Source organism: Acidimicrobiales bacterium (genome assembly GCA_022452035.1).
Taxonomy (GTDB): domain Bacteria; phylum Actinomycetota; class Acidimicrobiia; order Acidimicrobiales; family MedAcidi-G1; genus UBA9410.
The window spans coordinates 35,396-55,115 of sequence record JAKURV010000014.1; the positions used below are offsets into that span (position 1 = coordinate 35,396).

The following is a 19,720-nucleotide window of genomic DNA, read 5'->3' on the forward strand; positions in this document are numbered from 1 at the left end:
CAGGAGCCGCCCGTGGTGGGTGACCGAACCGTTGCCCAGCTGGTCGCTGCCGCACGGGGCGGCGAACGCCGGGCCGCGGCACGGCTCCTTACCCTGGTCGAACAGGGTGGCCAATCGGCCGACGAGGTGGCCGCGGCCACTCACCAATTGGTCGACAATGCCCACGTGGTGGGCGTGACCGGTCCACCGGGGGCCGGGAAGTCCACTCTGACCGCTGCCCTCACCACCCTGCTGGCCGATCGGGGCCGCCGACCGGCGGTACTGGCCGTCGATCCCTCGTCCCCCCTCACCGGGGGCGCCATCCTGGGCGACCGGGTCCGGATGGTCGAGGCCACTACGGCCGGCGTGTTCATTCGTTCCATGGCCACCCGCGGCCACGCCGGGGGGCTGGCCCTCGCCGTTCCCGGCATGGTTCGGGTGCTGGACGCCGCAGGTTTCGACCCGGTGGTGGTGGAGACGGTGGGCGTAGGTCAGGTAGAAGTCGATGTGGCCACAGCGGCTGACACCGTCTTGGTGGTCGTCACCCCGGGCATGGGCGATGCTGTACAAGCCAACAAGGCTGGCCTACTGGAGGTGGCCGACCTGTTCGTCGTCAACAAGTCGGACCGGCCCAAGGCCGCCGACGCCCGTCGTGACTTGGAGCTCATGCTGGACCTCTCCGACCTGACCGGCCACAGACGGGCCGGGTCCCCGGGGCGCCCCGCCATCGTGTCCACTGTGGCCACCACCGGTGGAGGGGTGGAAGAACTGGCTCAGGCCGTGGACGACCACCTGGAGGCTCTTGTCTCCAGCGGGTCCCTGGCTGTCCGGCGACAAGACCGTCGGAGCGCCGAGGTTCGCTCTCGGCTGGACCACCTCCTTCTGGAGGTCTCGGCGGCTGCTGTGGCGTCGGCATCAGCCGACGGATCGGCCGACCGGGAGGCTCCGGGTACGACAGCCCAACGACTGGCCGACCACCTGCTGCGAGGATCCGACTACACAGGGTGAATCCCCCGGAGCACCGTCACGTCCGGGAGGCCGTCGTTAGGCTGGGGCGCCGTGGTCTCCAACCCCCTCTCGCTCCCCGCGCGCCTGTGGCGGGACCACGGCCGGACGCTCCTGCGGTTCTCCAGGGTGTCGATGGTCAACGTCGTCGTCGGCCAAAGCCTGCTCTTCACCTTCCACAGCGTCGTCGGTTGGCCCGGAGCGGTCGCCAACATGGCCGCCGTAGCCATCAGCAGCTGGCCGGCCTACTGGCTGAGCCGGCACTACGTGTGGGAGCAAGACCAGGGAGGACACACGGTCGGCGAGATCGCACCTTTCTGGATTCTCTCCTTTGCCGGACTCTTCCTCTCAACTGCTGTGGTCGGGGTAGTTGACTCCATCTTCGGTGGCGCCCTCTCGGTTCAGTTGGCCAATGCCGGAGCGTTCGCCGCCCTGTGGGTCGTCCGGTACCTGATCTTCCACCACGTGATCTGGGGGGACCGCTCGGGGAAGAAAGACGACGCCGGCTCTGGGGCCGGCTAAGCAGTGTCTGCCGCCGATTCCGGTGGTCGGGTACCGAGCGGTCGCCCGGCCGAGGTACTGGCTCACGCCGAGGCCGCCCGGGGCTTCATGCCCGTCGACGAGGGTCAGGCCCTGTTCCACCAGGCTTCGGCGGTGGACGTGGACGGGCCATTCCTCGAGGTAGGGAGCTACTGCGGCCGCTCGACCTGCTTCCTGGGGGCGGCCGCCGAGGCCCGGGCCCGTCTGCTGTTTGCCGTCGACCACCATCGGGGCTCCGAGGAGAACCAGGTGGGCTGGGAGTGGCACGAGCCTGACCTGGTGGACCCTGCCCTGGAGAGGATCGACACCCTCCCCGCCTTTCGCCGCACCATTCACGACGCCGGTCTAGAGGACACCGTGGTGGCCGTGGTCGGGAACTCGCCCGCTGTGGCCGCTGCCTGGGCCACACCGCTGGCCCTGCTGTTCATTGATGGGGGGCACGGGACCGAGCCGGCACACCGCGACTACGAGGGCTGGGTGCCCCACCTGGCTCCGGGAGGCACGCTCCTGATCCACGACGTGTTTGAGGACCCCGCCGACGGAGGCCGTCCGCCGTACGAGATCTGGTGCCGGGCCGTGGACTCCGGGGCCTTCGCCGAGGTGGACGCTGTGGGCTCGCTAAGGGTTCTACGCCGAACCGGCCCCGGGACCTGATCGGGACGACGGGGTCGGGGGTCAGTCGACCTCGCGGACGCGGGGCTCCACGTCGATGACGTCGGGCAGGGCCGAGTGGTCAACGAACAGGCTTGACGCTGGGCTTGCCCCGCTGAGGGCGTCGGCGGCCAGGACCACTGCCGCAGCCGTGTACGTCGAGCACTCTTCGTCTGGGAAGGTCACCCGGTCCGGGTAGACGATCCCGGTCAGATAGCGCCCGTCTGGTCGACGCATGGCCAGGGTGGAGTGAAACAGGTCCAGTGCCGTTCTCCGGTCGTCAACCAGAAGGTGGGCCATGGCGCACTCGCTGGTTTCGGCCGCCGTAGCCCAGTCCTTGTTGCCCACGCAGCGCACGCCGCGGCCCTCCATCACGAACTCGTGGTACCGGTCGGCAAGGTGGTAGCGCGCCTCGTCGCCAGTGACGGCACCACCCAGCACCGGGTAGTACCAGTCCATGGCCCAACGGTCCTTGGGGGCGAACGCCCCGTCGGGCCGGGTCCGGATCACGTGGGTCAGATGGCCCAACGAAAGCTCCCAGTCAGGTCGCTCGTGGCCCAGTTCCTCAGCCAGCGCCACCGCACAGCGCAGGCTGTGGCAAATGCTGGACGACCCGGTCAGCAGGGCAAACGACCACGGGGTGCCGTCCGGGTGACGTGCCCACAGAACCTCGCCCCGCGGCGTCTGCAGGTCTAGGACGAAGTCGATGGCTCGCTCCACAACTGGCCACAGGGCTTCCAGGAAACTCCGGTCGCTGGTCAGCAGCCAGTGGTGCCACACGCCGGTGGCCACGTAGGCGGTGACGTTGGCGTCGAACTTGGCGTCCTCGATCCCGCCGGCCAGGTAGAACCGGTGCCAGGCGCCGCTCTCGTGCTGGTTTCCGACCAGCCAGCGATAGGCGGCCTCGGCCTCGTCCAGATGACCGGTGACGGCCAGAGCCATAGCCGCCTCTACGTGGTTCCACGGGTCGGCGTGACCACCCGGAAACCAGGGAATCATCCCGTCGGGCAGCTGCCATTCGGCGATGGTTCCCGCCGTGCACCGCAGGTCCGCCGCCGAGACCAGGCCGGGCACCTCAGGCAGCGACACTTGAGGCCTCCAGCTGGGCTGCTGGCCGGTCGGCGACCGTCCCGGGTCGGCGTGCGTAGATCACCAGGCTCTTGCCCAGCACCGGGGCCAGGAGCCGTTCGATCACCCGGGTGGTACGCGGTGCCCGGACGATGTCCCAGGTTAGAAACCGGTGGTACCAGCGCACCAGCCGGTTGTCCTCGACTGGGCGGTTCGGTCCCACGACGCATCGGAGCCACCAGTAGGGACTGTGCAGGGCGTGGACCCGGTGGTCGTCCTCCGGGTCCAGCCCGGCGGCCACCATCTTCCGTTGGAGTTCGCCGTTGCTGTAGATGCGGACGTGGCCCCCTGGCTGGTTGGGCGCGTGGTAGTCCGCTGACAGCGCCCAGCAGACGCGCTCCGGAAGATGGGCTGGGATGGTCACCGCCAACGTGCCGCCCGGACGGAGAACCCGGGCCAGCTCGACTAGGGCACCCTCGTCGTCGTCGATGTGTTCCAGCACTTCCGAGGCAATGACCCGGTCAAAGGAGTCGTCGGCGAACGGTAGGCGGGTGGCGTCACCATTGGCTGTCTCCAGGACCACCCCCTCGGGTACCTCACCGTCGCCGTACATCACGGCACCGATGGCCCGTACCTCCCGGAGCTCGTCGAGGCCCAGATCGCAGGCCACTACGTGAGTCCCCCGGCGCAACGCCTCGTAGGCGTGGCGGCCGAAGCCACAGCCCAGGTCGAGCATCCGCTCTCCGGCCCGGAGTCCGAGGCGGTCGTAGTCGGCGGTCAGCACGGGTTTGGGTTCATCGGGTTGCTACCTCGTCCAGCAACTCGCGGTACTGCTCGACGGTCCGCAGGGCCGTGTGGCGCCAACTCCACTGGTCGATGACCCGTTGACGGCCGGCGGCTCCAACCCGGGCCCGGGCGTCCGGGTCGTCCAGCACTGTGCGCAGCGTGGCCGCCAGCGCGTCGCTGTCGGCGGGCGGCACCTGGAAGCAGGTCTCGCCGTGCCGGCCGGTTACCTCAGGGAGGGCGCCACCGGTGGTCGCCACCAGCGGCACGCCGCATGACATTGCCTCGATAGCAGGGAGAGAAAAGCCCTCGTAGAGCGACGGTACGCAGGCCACCTCGGCTTCGCTGTAGAGCTCGACGATGCGTTCGTCGGGCACGTCGTAGACGTAGGTCACGCAGTTGGTCAAGCCAAGTTCCTCAAACACGGTGGTCGAGGTGCTGTCCTCCCGGGGTCGGCCGATAATGACCAGCTCCACATGGCGCTCGGTTCGTAACTTGGCTACCGCCTCCAGCAGGTACTTCAGGCCCTTCATGGCCACGTCGGCGCTGGCCGTCGTGACGATGCGCCCCGGAGCGCGCTCCACGCCGGGGATGGGCAGGAACAGGTCGGGGTCCACCCCGACCGGGACTACGTGGATGCGGTCGGGGTCTACCCGGTGGTCGGCCGCTATGTCGGTGGCTGACGATTTCGAAACCGTCATCACCCGGGGCATCCGCCGGGCCACTCGGGTCTGCATCCGGGTGAAGGCGTACCAGCGGCGCTTCCCGAACTCCTCCCAGCGGGTCCGGGCGTGCTGGATTTCCAACCTCCGGTCCACGGTGATGGGGTGGTGAATGGTTGACAGGATGGGAAGTTTCTCCCGGGACTGCAGGAGCAGGAGCCCCCAGCCCAGGCACTGGTTGTCGTGGACCAGATCGAACTGCCCGGGTCGCCCCCGGAGGTGGTCCCAGGCCCGCATGCTGAACGCCATCGGTTCTGAGAAGTTGCCGGTGTTGAACGAAACGGTCTCGGCGACGTCCCATCGGGTCTTGAGCTCCCAGATGCGGGGCTTCCGCATCGGGAAGTGGTCGTTGTAAAGCTGCAGGCTGGGTAGTTCGACCAGAGGTACCCGCTCGTCCAGCTCCGGGTAGGGCGGGCCGGCGAGCACTTCGACGTGGTGGCCCAGGTCCACTAGGGCACGGGTCAGGTGGCGCGTATAGACACCCTGTCCCCCGCAGTGTGGCTTGCCGCGATAGGCGAGATAAGCAATCCGTAGGGGATCGTCGGCGCCGGAAAGACTCCGGCGGACGTCGCCGGGGCCGACTGGGGGGGTGGGCATCTGACAAGTCTGGCGGTCCATCCGGTAGATCCCTCCACCGGGCTGCGGTGCTGCATGCTCGAGCCCCCTAGGGTCGCCGGGGTGCGGGCGCTGGTCCAAAGGGTTTCGCGAGCCTCGGTCGTGGCGGAAGACGAGTTGGTGGGCGAGATCGGGATGGGCCTGTGCGTGTTCGTCGGAGTCACCCACGATGACGGTCCGGCACAGGCCGACCGTCTAGTTGACAAGTTGGCTGACCTGCGCCTCATGGACGACGCCGCCGGGGTGATGAACCGGTCGGTGGTCGACGTGGGCGGTGCGGTGTTGGTGGTCAGCCAGTTCACCCTTTACGGCGACACCTCGAAGGGCCGCCGGCCTACCTGGATGGCCGCCGCCCCACCCGATCGGGCAGAGCCCCTGGTCGAACGGGTGGTGGCCGGCCTGCGGGAGCGGGGCCTAGAGGTGGCCACTGGCCGCTTTCAGGCCGACATGGTGGTCGACCTTGCCAACGAGGGTCCTGCCACCCTGATGCTCGAGGTCTGACGGCTGTGGGTTCGCCGGGCGTCCACGGTGACCGGTTCGGGTCGGCGGCCGACGACTACGCGCGGCATCGGGCCGACTTCCCGGCGGCTGGTATCGACCGGATGGTGGCCCTAGGCGTTGGTACGCCGGGTCAGCGACTACTCGATCTGGGCTGCGGGACCGGTACCCTCGCCCGCCAGTTCGCGGCCCGGGGGTGCACCGTCATCGGTGCCGACGTGGATACCCGGATGCTCGCGGCTGCCCGCTCGCTGGCCGCTGCCGCCGGCCTGCAGGTGGCGTGGCGGGAGTGCTCTGCCGAGGACACCGGCCTCCCGTCGGCGTCGTTCGACGTGGTCACCGCTGCACAGTGCTGGCACTGGTTCGATGGCGAGGCGGCGGCAGGAGAGGTCCGGCGCCTGCTCGTTTCCGGTGGTCTGGTGGCCGTGTGCGGGTTCGACTGGCTGCCGCTGCCCGACACGGTGTCGGGGGTAACCGAGGCGCTCATCCAGGCCCACAACCCGTCCTGGAACCTGGGTGGCATACGGGACCCGGGCCCGGAGGCCCGTCGCCACCTGTCTGGTGCCGGCTTCGTGGTGGTCGAGACGTTCACCTTCGACGTGGACGTTCCCTATTCCGTGGATTCCTGGCGACTGCGGATTCGAGCCAGTGCGGCGATCCTCGACCTGAACACCGCTGGGGCGGCGGCGTTCGAGGCCGAGTTGGCCGGGGTTATGGCTGACCGGTTCCCAGGCGACTCCCTGATGGCCCCCCACCGGGTGTGGGCCTCAGTGGCCGTAGCGCCGTCCTGACCAGGGAGACCCGACCCAGCAGGCGACCCATGCCACTAGAGCGAGGACGACCATCGGTCGGGACCCACTCCGGCTGGCCCACGTGAGGCCCCGGCGCATCTCCACCCGGTGGTGGAGCACGGCCTGCTCGCTCACGGCAGTGCGTTTCAGAACTCGGCCCCCTTCGTCGACCACAGCGCTGAAGCCGGTCGGCGCTACCTGGAGCACCCAGCGACCCGTTTCCAGGGCTCGGAGGCGGCTGGAGGCCACCTGCTGGGTTTGGACCTGGGTCAGCCAGTAGCTGGCCCCGTTCGTCGGGTTGAGGATGACCTCCGCCCCGTGGAGGACCGCGTCCCGTGACCGGTGATCGAAGAAAACCTCCCAGGAGATAGTCACGCCGAGGGTCCCCACCGATGTCTCCAGGATCGCCGGCTCGGTTCCGGGGCGCAGGTCGCGGGCCGGGAGCATGTCGGCGGCCACCCGCTCCACCAGACCCCGGAGGGGCACGAACTCACCAAACGGGACTATCCGGACCTTGTCGTACCGGTCGGCAACCATGCCGTCAGGCTCGATGGCCGTCTGGTAGTTGAGGTTGACCGTTGGGTCGTCGTTGGCTCGGTGGAACCACCCGGGCACCAGCACGGCATCCAGACGAGCCGCCTCGGCGGCCAGCACGGCGGAGGCGTCATCAGCGTATAGGTGGTCCTGGCGGCGCCACTCGCCGGTGGCCGGCAGCGGAACCGGGTTGACCACGTTCTCCGGCCATACCACCAGGTCGACAGGAGCCTCCACCAACTGGTTGGCCGCCACCTGGTTCGCGAACACCTGCGCCGCTCCGGTGGGCGTGGCCCGGGTGCGCTGGGGCCCTCCGCCTTGCACGAGGGCCACGTCCAGGGTGCCGACCGTCGTGCCGGTCGGTGCCACGGCGGTCAGAACGGCGGCGGCCGCCAACAGTCCGGCCACCACGGCGATTGTGGTCGCCGAGGCCCCGTCGGCCCTCCGCCCGTCAGCCAGGGCTGACAGTCCGACGCCAATGGCCACGGTGAGGGCCACCAGCAGGAGGGGTCCAGCCACCCGGACCACGGGGGCCAGGGGTCCGCCGGCCTGCCCCATAGCGATGGTGGCCAGAGGAACCCCGCCGAACGGCACGGTCCACCGGACAAGCTCAGCCAGGGTCACCGTGCCGACCAGACCCAGGCGTCGCCATCGACCGGACGGTACGAGAGCGGTGGCCAGGCCCAGCCACAGCCCGTGGAGCAGGGAGGCGATGGCCCAGCCGGGTGGCGTCAGGTCGACCATCCAGAACATGGAGGGAAGAGCCCAGGCCAGGCCGGCCACCAGGCCCCGGCCGAAGCGACGGCCCGCCGGCCGGTCGGCCAGCGACCGGTCGAGGAGGGCAATCCCACAGTAAGCGGCCGGCCACCAACCCCACGGCGGGACCGACGAGGCAATCAGTAGCCCGGCTAGCGGGGCGGAGGCCGAGGAACGCAGACGGGGGTGGATCGCCAGGGACATGGGAAGGGAAGCCGGCAGGCCGGATCCGTCAGCGGACGGAGACCCCAAGGCGCAAGATGCCGTCGATCGCTCCTACGCCCCGGATGTTCACCTCGCCGACTTTCCGCACGTGGATCCACGCGGGGAGGTCGTCTGGTTCGCAACTGGCCAGGATCTCTCCTGGCTGGGCCACGGTGCACAACTTGGCGGCCAGGTTCACCGGCTCGCCGATGTAGTCGTCGCCCTCAAACAGCAGGGCTGGACCAGTGGCCATACCGATCCGCATGTCCAATTCAGCGACGTCCCCGAAGTGGTCGATCATGTGGCCGCCCCAGGCGATGATCGGGGTGGACTCCGTGCCGACCAGCATGACGCCATCTCCCAGCCACTTAGACACCCTGACGCCCCGCTTGGCGGCTACATCACGGGACACGGCGCGGAACTCCTCAAGAAGGGAGACAGCAGCGTGGGGTCCGTTTTCCCGGGTGTAGCGGGTGAAGCCGGTCAGGTCGGCGAAGCAGAACGTGCGAACGATCGACAGGTGGGCGGTGTCCGGCAGATCGTCGGGGTGCTCGGAACCGCTGCCCTGTCGAGCCTCGGACCATTCGCGTGCGGGGGTCGTCTCGGGAGCCACGGCCCCATCGAACCACGCCGAGCAGGAGAACGAGCGGTTGGTTCGAGGATTTCCCTGATGTCGCGAGAGGGCGGTCAGGAGCAGTGGGCGGCGGCAGCGGTCGCCGCCTCGGTTCCCGAACGGATGCAGGCCGGGATGCCCACGCCGTAGCGGGCCGCCCCGGCCAACACCACCCCGGGTGCCCGATCGGACAGGTCGCGGTCTACCTCGGCCATCCGTCCAGCGTGCCCGACCGGGAACTGGACTAGAGAACGCGGCCATCGAGAGATTCGGAGGGCAGACGGCGGGGCATCGGTGCCCAGCGTGGTTGCCAGGTCAGTCAGGAGGGCCTCGCGCAACGACCGGTCATCGAGGTCGACGGGTCGGTCGTCGTCGACCCGGCCGCACGAGATCCGCAGGACCGTGTGGTCCCCGTGGTCCAGGTGGGGCCACTTGCGGTCGGCAAAGGAGCAGGCGGTAATCAGAAGGCCCTCCGAGCGGCCAACCAGAAACCCACTCCGGTCTTCGGGCACCGCCAGGTCGGCCCGCCGGAAGGCCACGGTGGTCAGTACCACCGAGGCGTGTACGAGCTTGGCCAAGATCTCGGCGCTATCGGGGGCCACCGGGGCCAACTGTGTGGCCGCCGCGTGGGCCGGCGTGGCCACCACCACGGCATCGGCGGCCACTGTCCCGCCGCCGGCCGTGCCGACCGCCCAGCCGTCAGACACCCGGTTGAGGGATACCACCGGCGTATTTCGGCGGACCCGGTCGCCGAGGCGCCGGGCTAGGGCAGTAGCCAGCTGCCCCATGCCATCCCGGGGGGCGTTGAACACGGGGGCCGTCGGATCGACTGACCGGTGAGCGGCCCGCAGTGAACCCAGTAGGCCGTCGTGAGACCGGGCGGCAGCCAGTAGTTGGGGCGCCATGATGGTGCAGCTGAGGTCATCGGCCCGTCCGGCATTCACCCCGCCCAGGAGCGGGTCCACCAGTCGTTCATGGACGGCGTCACCTACGCAGGCACGGACCACGGCACCCACGCTGAGGTCACCGTCGGGGAGTGGGACGTCGGGATGGCCAGTACCGGTCAACCGGTCTAAGTCGGCTTCCTCCAGGATGCCCGGGGCCACGGTCGACGGGTCCAGCGGAAGGCCGAGCACGTTGGGCATCGGGAGAGGTCGCAGGGCTCCGTCCAACCACAGAGAGGCCTGTCGGACTCTGGGGGCCACCAGCTCGTCGCCCAGACCCAGCTCGGTGCACAGTTCGGTCGCCCACGGCACCCGGACCAGGAAGGCATCGGCTCCCTCATCGACCTCTAAGCCGGTCCCCTCCAGGGGGCTAGTGACTAGGGCACCACCCACCCGCGGGCCAGCCTCCAGCACAGTGACAGCCAGATCGGGGTGGTCAGCGACAAGGCGGTAGGCAGTGGTCAAGCCGGAGATTCCGGCACCCACCACCACGACCCGGCGACCGGCCACCGTTCAGCCGCCGATCGGGTGGGCATGGACCTGTTCTACGACCCGTTCCAGGATCGCCGGGTCGGTCTCCGGGAGCACCCCGTGGCCCAGGTTGAACACGTGGCCCGGGTGTCCGCCGTTGCGGCGCAGGACGTCGGCTACCTCGGCCTCCACTACCTCGGCCGGCCCTAGGCACACCGCGGGGTCCAGGTTGCCCTGCAGGACAGCGTCGGGACCGAGCCGGCGGCGGGCCTCGTCCAGGGGGACCCGCCAGTCCACCCCGATCACGTCAGCTCCGGCAGTAGCCATGAGCGGGAGGATCTCCCCGGTACCGACCCCGAAGTGGATACTGGGTACGTCCAGGTCGTCGAGCCCCTCGAAGATCCGGCGGCTGAAGGGCAACACGTAGCGTTCGTAGGCTGGCGGACTCAGGGCCCCAGCCCAGCTGTCGAAGAGTTGTACGGCCGATGCGCCGCTGGCCACCTGGGACCTCAGCGAGGCAAGGGCCATGTCGGCCAACCGGTCCAGGAGGGCGTGCCACAGCCCGGGGTCGCCCAGCATCAGGGCCTTGGTGCGGCCGTATGTCCGCGACGGTGCCCCCTCGATTAGGTACGAGGCCACGGTGAATGGCGCCCCGGCGAAGCCGATCAGCGGAACCGACCCCTCGGCCACCACCCGGCGGACCGTCTCCAGTACGTAGGGGGTGTCCTCCTCGGGCTCCAAGGGCCGCAGGCGCTGGAGGTCGGCGGCCTTCTCGAAGGGCCGGTCAACGACCGGTCCGATTCCCGGGTGGACCTCCACGCCGAAGCCCACGGCATGGGCCGGAACCACGATGTCGGAGTAGAGAATGGCGGCGTCGACCCCGTAGCGCCGGACCGGCTGGAGGGTGATCTCGGCCGACAGGTCGGCGTCGGCGATGGCGTCCAGGATGCTTCCCGTTCCCCGGACAGCCCTGTACTCGGGAAGTGACCTTCCGGCCTGGCGCATGAACCACACCGGCGTCCACTGGTGGGGCTCGGCCCGACAGGCAGCGAGGAACGGCGAGTCGGCCTGCGGTGAGCTCACGGGGCGACGCTATCCAGCAGCCGTCGGGCGGCCGCTGCCTCAGGTAGGGCGAGGCGGGCCAGAGTCGAAATACGGGCCGCCTCGCACACCTCGGCCAGCCCGACATCAGCCCGGTCGTCTACCGGACGTCGGGCCAAGTCGGTGACCGTGGGCTCCAGGACCAAGACGGCCGCCCCCCGTCGCCTGACCGCCTCCACCTCCCGTCGCAGGGTCCGGCCGTGCCAGGCCCGAGCCAGCGATCCGTCCCCGCCTGCCGACCCGGCTATTCCGCCTACCGTCTTGGACGAAGCCACCACGACCACGTCCAGGGCCAGAGCGGCCACCAGGTCGGCGTTGGTGGTGGAGTGCACCCCACCGTCGACCAAACGCCGGCCGTCGACCTCCACGGGGACGAACCACCCGGGGACAGCCGAGGACGCCTGAACGGCGGAACCGACATCGGTGTCGACGTCGTCGCGACCGAGCACCACCCGACGGCCCGAGTCCAGGTCCACAGCACAGATCCAGGTTGGGTGGTCGGGCCAGCGGTCGGAGTGCATCTCGCGCATTCGGTCGGCCAGGGAGGAACCGTCGTGGGTACCGATGGGGAGCAACCCGGCCAGGGAAACCACCGGCCGGGGCCGTCCGGTAGACAACAGCTCGCGGACGACCAGCATCGGGTTGGCCGGAAGCCGCCGGGCCGGTTGGTCGGAGGGGTTCTTGAGGTCTAACGGGGTCGTCACCCGGCTAACCAGGGCCTGCCCCTCGGCGGACAGCGGCGTGCGAGAATAGTAGGAGCGGTGATCGGCCGCCGAGAGCCCGGCCCGGAGGCTGACCGCAGTGGTGGCCCCAGCCGAGGTTCCGACGACGACGTCGGCCGTCCGGGGATCCCAGCCCGTGGCCTCGGCGAGCGCGGCGAGGGTTCCAGCGTGATGGGCAGCGGCGTGCAGGCCGCCGGCCCCGAGTACGAGCCCGATCGTGGTCACGGCGGCCATCGTCGCATGTCGGGAGCGAATTCCCGACCCGGCGGCGGGTTGGCGTCCTTTGAGGCCTCCGAGGTCAGGTGTCCTCCACCCGCTAGGATCGATCTTCGGCCGATTTCGGGGTTTCGGCCCCGGGGTAGCCAAGAGACACGGTCCACCGTCCTCCATAGGCTCGCTGATGACCACCGAACACCCCGAGATGGACGTCGAACAGGCCTACGTCGACCACGCCTATGCGTGTCTCGAGTCCGCCCGCGACCGGGCCCTGGAGCTGACTGCCATGGTCGAGGTGGGTCAGGGGGGCACCAACCAGGCTCGCTTCGAGCGCGAGGCCATCTGGGACTCGGTAGCCGCTCGTCTGGGGCAGCTGGACATGGGCGACGCCGCGCTGGTCTTCGGTCGCATCGACCAGGAGGCCGAGGCCGGCGCCGGCCGCTTTTACATCGGTCGGGTCGGGGTCTGGGACGTCGACCAAGATCCGGTGGTCGTGGACTGGCGCGCCCCAGTCGCCGAGGCTTTCTACCGGGCCACCGGTCCGGTGCCCATGGGCCTGGAAAGGCGCCGGCACCTGGTCAGCCGCGGCCGGGTCGTGGTGGGAATCGAGGACGAGTTGTTTGGCGACCCGGAGCGGTTCCGGGACGGCGACGGAAACCGCCTGAAGGGAGAGGGAGCCTTGATCGCCGCCCTCGAGACGGCCCGCACCGGTCGGCTGGGCGACATCATCGGGACGATCCAAGCTGAGCAGGACGACATTATCCGGGCACCGTTGTCCGGCGTCCACGCCGTGCAGGGCGGGCCAGGAACCGGAAAGACCGTGGTGGCCCTGCACCGGGCCGCCTACCTCCTGTACACCCACCGGTTCCCGCTGGAGGGGCAGGGTGTCCTGGTGCTCGGGCCCAACAGGCTCTTCCTGGCCTACATCGAGCAGGTGCTGCCGTCACTCGGGGAGGCCGGGGTCCAGATGGCCACCCTGGGGGATGTAGTAGGGGGCGTTCGGGTGGACGACCGTCGGGAGCAGGCCGAGGTGGGGCGCCTCAAGGGCGACCTTCGTATGGTGCGGTTCATCACCCGGGCCGTCCGGACCCGCCAGCGGCCGCTGCGGGCCGACCTTCGCATCGGCCACGGCCTGCAGTGGCTGGTCCTCCCGGTAGAGGAGTCCCGGCGAATCGTCGACCAGGCCCGGCGCCGGTACCGGACCCACAACGCGGCTCGAAAGTTCGTGGAGGCCGAGTTCTACGGGGCCCTGGTGGCCAGCGGCCGGGGCGATCTCGACCCCGAAGCCCTACGCGAGCGCCTACGGGGTGAGTTGTCGGTCCGCGAGGCCCTGGAGTGGATGTGGCCAGTGCTGACTCCGGCCCAGTTGCTCAACGACCTACTCGGATCCCGGGCCCTGATCCGGTCCGCCGACCCGTCGCTGACCACCGAGCAGGTTGACGCCCTGTACCGGGAGCGGGTGAGCCAGCCCGACGACCTCCTGTGGACAGCGTCCGACGCTCCGCTACTGGACGAGGCCCGAGCCGTCCTCGGGGCCCGCCCGGGGCGCCGCGAGGAGGACACCGTACGAACCTACGGACACATCGTGGTCGACGAGGTCCAGGACCTGTCCCCGATGGACCTCCGAATGCTGGACCGCCGTTCCCTGAACGGCTCGATGACGGTGGTTGGAGACATCGCCCAGGCCACGGGCGCTTGGGCCCACGACAACTGGGAAGGGATCCTGCGTCACCTACCGGATCGACGCCCGCCCGAGCGCCATGAGCTGACCGTGGGTTACCGAATCCCTGGACCGTTGATGGACGTGGCAGCCAGGGTCCTGGCCGTCGCCGCACCGGACCTGGCCCCACCCCGGTCGGTTCGTGGTGACGGCGACCCCCCACGGTTCGTGGCCCTAACCGGCGAACAGGCCGAGAAGCTGGACGGGCTGGCTGAGGTGGTCCGCAGCGAACTGGAGGCCGTGGGCGCCGGGAACCTGGCTGTCGTTACGACCGACTCGCAGGCCGCCGACGTCGAGGATGCCCTGGAACGGGCCGGAATCGCCTACGGCCGTCCGACCCGTCAGGGCCTGGACGCCCAAGTGGCCGTCGTCCCCGTCGGCCTGGTCAAGGGTCTGGAGGTCGACGGGGCCGTGGTTGTGGAACCGGCCCGTATGGTGCGGGAACACGCCCAGGGCATGCGGGCCCTTTATGTTGCTCTGACCCGGGCCACCAGGCGGGTGGCCATCGTTCACGCCGAGCCACTACCCCCAGTTTTGGAATAACCGGATTCCACCAAAGGGTGGAGAGCAGGTCTGTTCCCAACCGGAGCCTTCTAAGCCACTGGCGATTCTCGGTTGTGGCTGTTCCTCAAGAGAGGAGAGGCTGTTATTCGTGGGATATGGCGTCCAGCACGTTCAACCTTGAGGCACGTCTGGCCGGCAGGATGGCGGCGAGCATCCCGAACAGGCCGGACACCAGCAGGTAGCCAAACAAGCTTGTGTAGGGGATCGACACGATGTCGACGAACGTCTCGGGTAGGGCAGCGATCACTGCTAAGCCAAAGAGGACACCCATGGCCACGCCAAGCAGGCCACCGAAGAGGGCAATGATGACGGCCTCCCAGCGGATCATCCGTCGGAGTTGTCGGCGGGTCATGCCGATGGCCCGCAAGAGGCCAAGTTCTCGCGTCCGCTCATAGACCGACAAGGCCATCGTGTTAGTGATGCCCAACACGGCGATCACCAGTGACAGACCAAGGAACACCTGAATTATCGACAGCAACTGGTCAAGTTGCTTCTCCTGCGAATCGCGGAATTCGGATCGATTCTCTACAACGACCTGCGGGTAGGCATCGGTGTAGACCTCGATAGCAGTTCGAGAGGCATCGTTGTCAGCGCCGACTGGGAAAAGCACCGAGATCCAGCCAAGAGGCGCGGTTGGAAGGTGCGAGTCAAAGACCGAGACGTCGACTACCCAGTTCCCTAGAAGGGTTGAATCTTCAAAGATCGCTGCCACGGTCAACTCGATCGTCCGATTACCTGGGAATTCGGCGGTGACTGAATCGCCGATGGTGAGCCCCAGATCGGTCGCCGAGTCAAGATGGACCAGCACCCCATTGGTCCCGGCGTGGAACTCGGAGCCCTCGATCACCTGCAGGTTCATGTGCGCGTTGAGGACTGCGAGCTCGGCGGCCACCACGTCCTTGTAGCCGTCACCGATTTTCACTCCACCCAAAGTCCAGCGCATCGTCATTACCGACTTGACGAGATCGGGTCTTTGAACAGCCATCTTCTGTAGGTCGGCCCCGAGTTCAGTGGAGAAGCCAGCCTGTGGGTTAAACGTGTCCCCATATACGAAGAGATCCGCCTCGACACTCTGTTCCATAGTGCTCAGAAAGGTCGCTTTCAAAGAGTCGCTCACCACTGCGGCGAGGCTCACTAAGGCGAGCCCGATGGTCAGTGCGGCGGCGGTTGCGGCGGTGCGGCGCGGCGAGCGGCGAGCGTTGTCGGTCGCTAATCGGCCGGGTACTCGGTACACCTTGCGGATGGGCCACCCGAGCACGGTCGCAACCTGCCCGGTTATCGCAGGACTAAGCAGATATACGCCTATGAATGCAGCGAGAGCGCCTCCTCCAATCGCGACCAGGATCAAGCGGGTGGACATTTCGATGGTCATACCCGCGGCGAGGGCGCCGATACCGGCGACTGCCACTGCACCACCTACCAAGAGGCGACGCCGTAGACCCGTAGGGGTAAGTCGAAGGTCGTCTCGTAGGGCAGCGACCGGTGGGATTTTCCGAACGCGTCGTGATGGTCCTATCGAGGAGAGGAGAGTGGCGCCTACTCCGACCACCGAGGCCACAACGATGGTCCGGGGTCGGATCGGTATCGAGCCGGGCAAATCTCCGAAACCGATCTTGACAAGCACCCAACGGAGCAGAGCGGCCAGTAGGTAGCCGGCTATTAGACCGAGTGCGCTCGCGACCACACCTATTACAACTGCCTCCAGCCTTACCGATCGGCTGATCTGACGGCCTGTGGCCCCCAGCGCTCGGAGCAGGGCCAGTTCGCGAACTCGCTGCCCGATCACGATCGAGAACGTGTTGTTGATGATGAAGGCACTAACCACTACGGCGATAACCGAGAAACCCAGAAGGACTGAGGAGATGATGTTTAGAAATTGGTCGAAGTCGCTCTGGTCCTCGGCGATCTTGGTGGCTGCTGTCACCACCTCTAACTCGGCGCCTGCGAATACCGCTAGCTGGTTCTGTTGGTCCTCTGGAAGGGTTGAGAGGAAGGCGCGGAATTCGGCTGTCGCTATGTCGAGGCGATCCCGGATTGCGGTCATTACCGCAACCTCGTTCGCATCGTCCACCAGGGCGATGGCGATCTCGTCGTATACGCCAACCTTGTTGGCGACCTCCTGGGCAGTCTCTTCGTCGAATGCGCTGATGTTGGCGCCGATGTTCTTGTTTTCGTCCGGGTCGCCGAAGTTGGCCGTTCCTACGAGGACGAATTGGCGGTTACCGATAGGTGCGCTGACCGTGTACGTCTTGCCAATGGTGAACCCGTATTCGTCGGCTGTCATGTTGTCGAGCATGAACTCACCGACGATGTCCGGGTCTGATATCGATTCGGTGCGCAGTGGGGCCCTACCGTCCGTGATGAAGAGCTGGCTTAGGTCCTCCAATACGTTCCCGTAGTCGGCCCCGTCCGGTACTCCGTAGTTGAAGCCGAACTGTGGCGCTCCGCCGTTGGTGCCGATTGCTGTGAGTTCGCCGTTGTCGTCGGTGTACAGGGGGACCACATTCCATCCCACGACTGACGGTCCCACGGATCGGATGCCAGGGACGTCCTGCAAGAACCCAAGGACCTCCTCCGGTACGGGGAGCCGGTTGATTCGGTCGGCTCCTTCGTCGATCGACGCCCGGACGACCAGGTCCAACTCGCCACTGATGTCGGTAGCGAGCTCGTCAAAAGTGTCTCGGAGCCGGTCCGTGAGGAAGAACGACGTCGACAGGAATGCGACGCCCAACACCACGGCCAGGGTCGTGAGGGCGAACCGCAGCTTGCGGCGCGTGATGTTCCGGAAAGTGAGTCGGAACACTTAGTCAGCCGCCGATGGCCTTGATTCGATCGAGAATACGGTCAGCGTCGGGGTCGGTCATCTCGTCGACAATCCGCCCGTCAGCCAAAAACAGCACCCGATCGGCCATCGCCGCTGCCCCGGCATCGTGAGTGACCACTACGAGCGTTTGGCCAAGGTCGTCTACGGCCCCTCGCAGAAAGTCGAGAACCTCGCCGCCAGTTACCGAATCGAGGTTGCCGGTTGGCTCATCGGCAAAGACGATGTCTGGTCTACTCACCAACGCCCGGGCCACGGCGACCCGTTGCTGTTGGCCTCCCGACAACTCGTCCGGCCGGTGTCGGAGACGGTCTTGAAGGCCAACCGTCTCGATGATGTTGACCATCCACGAGGTATCGGGCCTTCGGCCTGCCAGGTTCAGGGGCAACGTGAGGTTCTCTTCGGCGGTCAGAGTGGGTATCAGGTTGTACGCCTGGAAAACGAACCCAACCTTGTCCCGTCGCAAAAGGGTGAGGTCGCGCTCGGAGAGACTGCCGAGTTCCACGTCGCCGATGTGGACCGTGCCCGACGTCAGGTCGTCGAGGCCTGCCGAGCAGTGCATGAGGGTGGACTTGCCGGAGCCCGACGGTCCCATGATGGCGGTAAATCTGCCCTGCTCGAATTCGACGTCTACACCGTCCAGGGCGCGAACTTCGGTGTCCCCGGTTCCATAGATCTTTGAGCCGCTCGACATGCGGGCTGCTGACACGATGGTCTGACTGGTCATGGGTTGGACCCTAGGGTCGGATCCGTGGCATGGGACTGTTGTGCGGCGGTGCAGGGGCCGTGAATTCTGTCACCGGTCCGGGTATTCGTCCTGCCGAATCCGATGACCTGGCCCGCCTGGTCGAGCTGAACAACGCCGCTGTTCCGGCTGTCAACCACCTCACTCTGGACGAGATGGCTTGGTTCCTTCAGGTGGCCCACCTGTGCCTGGTGGCAGAGGTTCCCGAGGACGGCACCGTAGTGGCTTTCCTTGTCGGTCTGGACGGTCCCGAGTGTTCCTACGGCAGTCTCAACTACGAGTATTTCTGTGACCGCTATGACCGATTCCTCTATGTCGACCGGGTAGTTGTTGATTCAGTGGCCTGGGGGCGGGGTCTAGGTCAAGGCTTCTATCGGGCCTTCATCGCCTCCGCAGCTGGGCACACTCACCTATGTGCTGAGGTCAACACGGTGCCGCGCAACGAACGGTCTCTGGACTTTCATCAACAGTTCGGCTTCAAGGCCATAGGGGAGCGATCTGACGGAGGCACTGGCAAGACCGTCCGGATGTTTGCCCTGGAGATTTGAGGAGACGGTTAGTCGCGGACCACGGTGGTGCCGGCAGGCCGACTTCCCCGTGACCCGCAGGACCAGCACGGCTCGTCGGGGTCGCCCCGCCAAGCCACCTCGCAGCCGGAGCACACCAGGCCAACCCAGTGGGCTGGCTCGACGGGGGCTACGGGGGCCGAGGACCGGAGCGGAGGGACGCTGCGTAGCGGATGGTCGAGAGACGGCTCGCCCATGCCTTGCTCCGGGGACCGAGACAATGGCCGTGGTGCCATGCGCGGCACCGTAGCGAAGGCTCGCGCGCCGCTGGGTGACCCTGGCCACGCGGCCCGTAGCCTGCCTGCGGCGACCAACCGGTGCCCGCGCACCACCCATCCGATCCGGGTCGCCAAGGAGATCCTGATGTCGGACCCGATCCCGAACCCCGATGGCTCCAGCGAGCGCCGTACCTCTTTCCCGGAGGCCCCGCCCATGGTCATCGACACGGCGAAGACGTACTCCGCCGAGATGGTGACATCGATGGGCACTATGACCATCCACCTGGATCCGATCGCTGCCCCTCAGACGGTCAACAACTTTGTGTACCTGGCCCGCTGGCACTACTACGACGGCTTGGTGTTCCACCGGGTGATCAACGGTTTCGTGATTCAGGGCGGCTGTCCGGAGGGGTCGGGTCGGGGCGGTCCCGGCTACCGGTTTGCAGACGAGCTGCCCAAGCCCGGTCGGTATGAGGTCGGTTCGTTGGTCATGGCCAACGCCGGGCCGGACACCAACGGCAGCCAGTTCTTCGTCGTTACCGGCCCGAGTGGTGTCGGCCTACCGCCCGCCTATGCGCTGTTCGGAAAGGTCATCAAGGGCGTCGAGGTGGCCACGGCCATCCAGGAGGTCCGGACGGGCCCCGGCGATCGCCCGGTGGAGGACGTGGTCATCGAGTCGGTCACCGTGACCGAGTTGGACTGAAGCGGGTCGTTCGAGAGACGGGAACCAGGAGGAGCGATGGTTATCAAGCGTGTCGGAGTTGTGGGCGGCGGGCAGATGGGTGGGGGCGTAGCCGAGTTGACGGCCAAGGCCGGCCTACCCACCGTGGTCCGTGAGGTGACTCCTGAGGTTGCCGAGCGGAGCCGAGCCGG

At 67.5% G+C, this 19,720-nt stretch carries 19 protein-coding genes; 8 read left to right on the plus strand and 11 right to left on the minus strand.

The features are described from left to right. Positions 1-12 precede the first annotated feature (12 nt). From meaB to MK181_06555, 3 genes are read left to right on the plus strand one after another with little or no spacing between them, the layout of a single operon-like run. Entirely contained in the window at positions 13-987 is a 975-nt protein-coding gene (gene meaB, locus MK181_06545; GenBank protein MCH2419458.1) for a methylmalonyl Co-A mutase-associated GTPase MeaB, read from the plus strand. A 51-nt stretch (positions 988-1,038) separates the two neighbouring features. Continuing rightward, positions 1,039-1,506 (plus strand): GtrA family protein, encoded by a 468-nt coding sequence (locus tag MK181_06550; GenBank protein ID MCH2419459.1) that lies wholly within the window; start codon positions 1,039-1,041, stop codon positions 1,504-1,506. A 3-nt stretch (positions 1,507-1,509) separates the two neighbouring features. Continuing rightward, complete coding sequence (locus MK181_06555) at positions 1,510-2,178, plus strand: class I SAM-dependent methyltransferase (GenBank protein MCH2419460.1); 669 nt, start codon at positions 1,510-1,512, stop codon at positions 2,176-2,178. A gap of 21 nt (positions 2,179-2,199) precedes the next feature. On the opposite strand, the gene MK181_06560 is transcribed toward MK181_06555, so the two are convergent. The 3 genes from MK181_06560 to MK181_06570 are packed head-to-tail and all read right to left on the minus strand — an operon-like array spanning position 2,200 to position 5,345. Then, the gene (locus MK181_06560; protein ID MCH2419461.1) at positions 2,200-3,264 is read right to left on the minus strand and encodes a hypothetical protein; all 1,065 of its coding nucleotides are present in this window, start codon (positions 3,262-3,264) and stop codon (positions 2,200-2,202) included. Continuing rightward, on the minus strand, positions 3,251-4,027 hold the full coding sequence (locus tag MK181_06565; GenBank protein ID MCH2419462.1) for a class I SAM-dependent methyltransferase: 777 nt from the start codon (positions 4,025-4,027) through the stop codon (positions 3,251-3,253). The genes MK181_06560 and MK181_06565 overlap by 14 nt, the downstream gene beginning before the upstream one ends. Before the next feature lie 10 nt (positions 4,028-4,037). Next, the gene (locus MK181_06570; protein ID MCH2419463.1) at positions 4,038-5,345 is read right to left on the minus strand and encodes a glycosyltransferase family 4 protein; all 1,308 of its coding nucleotides are present in this window, start codon (positions 5,343-5,345) and stop codon (positions 4,038-4,040) included. Positions 5,346-5,426: 81 nt separating this feature from the next. Here MK181_06570 and dtd point away from each other — a divergent pair, with 81 nt between their 5' ends. Then, a complete protein-coding gene (dtd, locus tag MK181_06575) occupies positions 5,427-5,864 on the plus strand; it encodes a D-aminoacyl-tRNA deacylase (protein ID MCH2419464.1) in 438 nt (145 codons plus the stop codon). A 5-nt stretch (positions 5,865-5,869) separates the two neighbouring features. Continuing rightward, on the plus strand, positions 5,870-6,652 hold the full coding sequence (locus MK181_06580; GenBank protein MCH2419465.1) for a class I SAM-dependent methyltransferase: 783 nt from the start codon (positions 5,870-5,872) through the stop codon (positions 6,650-6,652). Here MK181_06580 and lnt read toward each other — a convergent pair. From lnt to MK181_06605, 5 genes are all read right to left on the minus strand, one after another. Then, a complete protein-coding gene (gene lnt / locus MK181_06585) occupies positions 6,629-8,146 on the minus strand; it encodes an apolipoprotein N-acyltransferase (GenBank protein ID MCH2419466.1) in 1,518 nt (505 codons plus the stop codon). The two genes, MK181_06580 and lnt, sit on opposite strands and share 24 nt — an antisense overlap. 28 nt (positions 8,147-8,174) lie before the next feature. Next, the gene (locus MK181_06590; protein MCH2419467.1) at positions 8,175-8,759 is read right to left on the minus strand and encodes an adenylate/guanylate cyclase domain-containing protein; all 585 of its coding nucleotides are present in this window, start codon (positions 8,757-8,759) and stop codon (positions 8,175-8,177) included. 74 nt (positions 8,760-8,833) lie between these two features. After that, positions 8,834-10,213, minus strand: coding sequence for a protoporphyrinogen oxidase (gene hemG, locus MK181_06595; GenBank protein MCH2419468.1), 1,380 nt, complete (start codon positions 10,211-10,213; stop codon positions 8,834-8,836). 3 nt (positions 10,214-10,216) lie between these two features. Then, on the minus strand, positions 10,217-11,257 hold the full coding sequence (gene hemE, locus MK181_06600) for a uroporphyrinogen decarboxylase (GenBank protein MCH2419469.1): 1,041 nt from the start codon (positions 11,255-11,257) through the stop codon (positions 10,217-10,219). Then, a complete protein-coding gene (locus MK181_06605) occupies positions 11,254-12,222 on the minus strand; it encodes a patatin-like phospholipase family protein (GenBank protein ID MCH2419470.1) in 969 nt (322 codons plus the stop codon). Before MK181_06605 ends, hemE begins: the two co-directional genes overlap by 4 nt. A 175-nt stretch (positions 12,223-12,397) precedes the next feature. On the opposite strand from MK181_06605, the gene MK181_06610 reads away from it, so the two are divergent. Further along, on the plus strand, positions 12,398-14,476 hold the full coding sequence (locus tag MK181_06610) for an AAA family ATPase (GenBank protein MCH2419471.1): 2,079 nt from the start codon (positions 12,398-12,400) through the stop codon (positions 14,474-14,476). Positions 14,477-14,579: 103 nt separating this feature from the next. Here MK181_06610 and MK181_06615 read toward each other — a convergent pair whose 3' ends face one another. Both MK181_06615 and MK181_06620 read right to left on the minus strand, forming a co-directional pair. Then, on the minus strand, positions 14,580-17,300 hold the full coding sequence (locus MK181_06615; GenBank protein MCH2419472.1) for an FtsX-like permease family protein: 2,721 nt from the start codon (positions 17,298-17,300) through the stop codon (positions 14,580-14,582). A gap of 4 nt (positions 17,301-17,304) precedes the next feature. After that, entirely contained in the window at positions 17,305-18,045 is a 741-nt protein-coding gene (locus tag MK181_06620; GenBank protein ID MCH2419473.1) for an ABC transporter ATP-binding protein, read from the minus strand. Positions 18,046-18,104: 59 nt separating this feature from the next. On the opposite strand from MK181_06620, the gene MK181_06625 reads away from it, so the two are divergent. Beyond that, the gene (locus MK181_06625) at positions 18,105-18,611 is read left to right on the plus strand and encodes a GNAT family N-acetyltransferase (GenBank protein MCH2419474.1); all 507 of its coding nucleotides are present in this window, start codon (positions 18,105-18,107) and stop codon (positions 18,609-18,611) included. Positions 18,612-18,619: 8 nt separating this feature from the next. On the opposite strand, the gene MK181_06630 is transcribed toward MK181_06625, so the two are convergent. Continuing rightward, positions 18,620-18,826, minus strand: a complete 207-nt coding sequence (locus MK181_06630) for a hypothetical protein (GenBank protein ID MCH2419475.1) — start codon at positions 18,824-18,826, stop codon at positions 18,620-18,622. A gap of 166 nt (positions 18,827-18,992) precedes the next feature. Here MK181_06630 and MK181_06635 point away from each other — a divergent pair, with 166 nt between their 5' ends. Continuing rightward, positions 18,993-19,550, plus strand: a complete 558-nt coding sequence (locus MK181_06635) for a peptidylprolyl isomerase (protein ID MCH2419476.1) — start codon at positions 18,993-18,995, stop codon at positions 19,548-19,550. Positions 19,551-19,720 lie beyond the last annotated feature (170 nt).

Coding starts and splice junctions, on each gene's coding strand:
- MK181_06630 (MCH2419475.1), bottom strand. CDS start 18,826: ATGGGCGAGCCGTCTCTCGACCATCCGCTACGCAGCGTCCCTCCGCTC.
- MK181_06570 (MCH2419463.1), bottom strand. CDS start 5,345: ATGCCCACCCCCCCAGTCGGCCCCGGCGACGTCCGCCGGAGTCTTTCC.
- lnt (MCH2419466.1), bottom strand. CDS start 8,146: ATGTCCCTGGCGATCCACCCCCGTCTGCGTTCCTCGGCCTCCGCCCCG.
- MK181_06620 (MCH2419473.1), bottom strand. CDS start 18,045: ATGACCAGTCAGACCATCGTGTCAGCAGCCCGCATGTCGAGCGGCTCA.
- MK181_06610 (MCH2419471.1), top strand. CDS start 12,398: ATGACCACCGAACACCCCGAGATGGACGTCGAACAGGCCTACGTCGAC.
- MK181_06635 (MCH2419476.1), top strand. CDS start 18,993: ATGTCGGACCCGATCCCGAACCCCGATGGCTCCAGCGAGCGCCGTACC.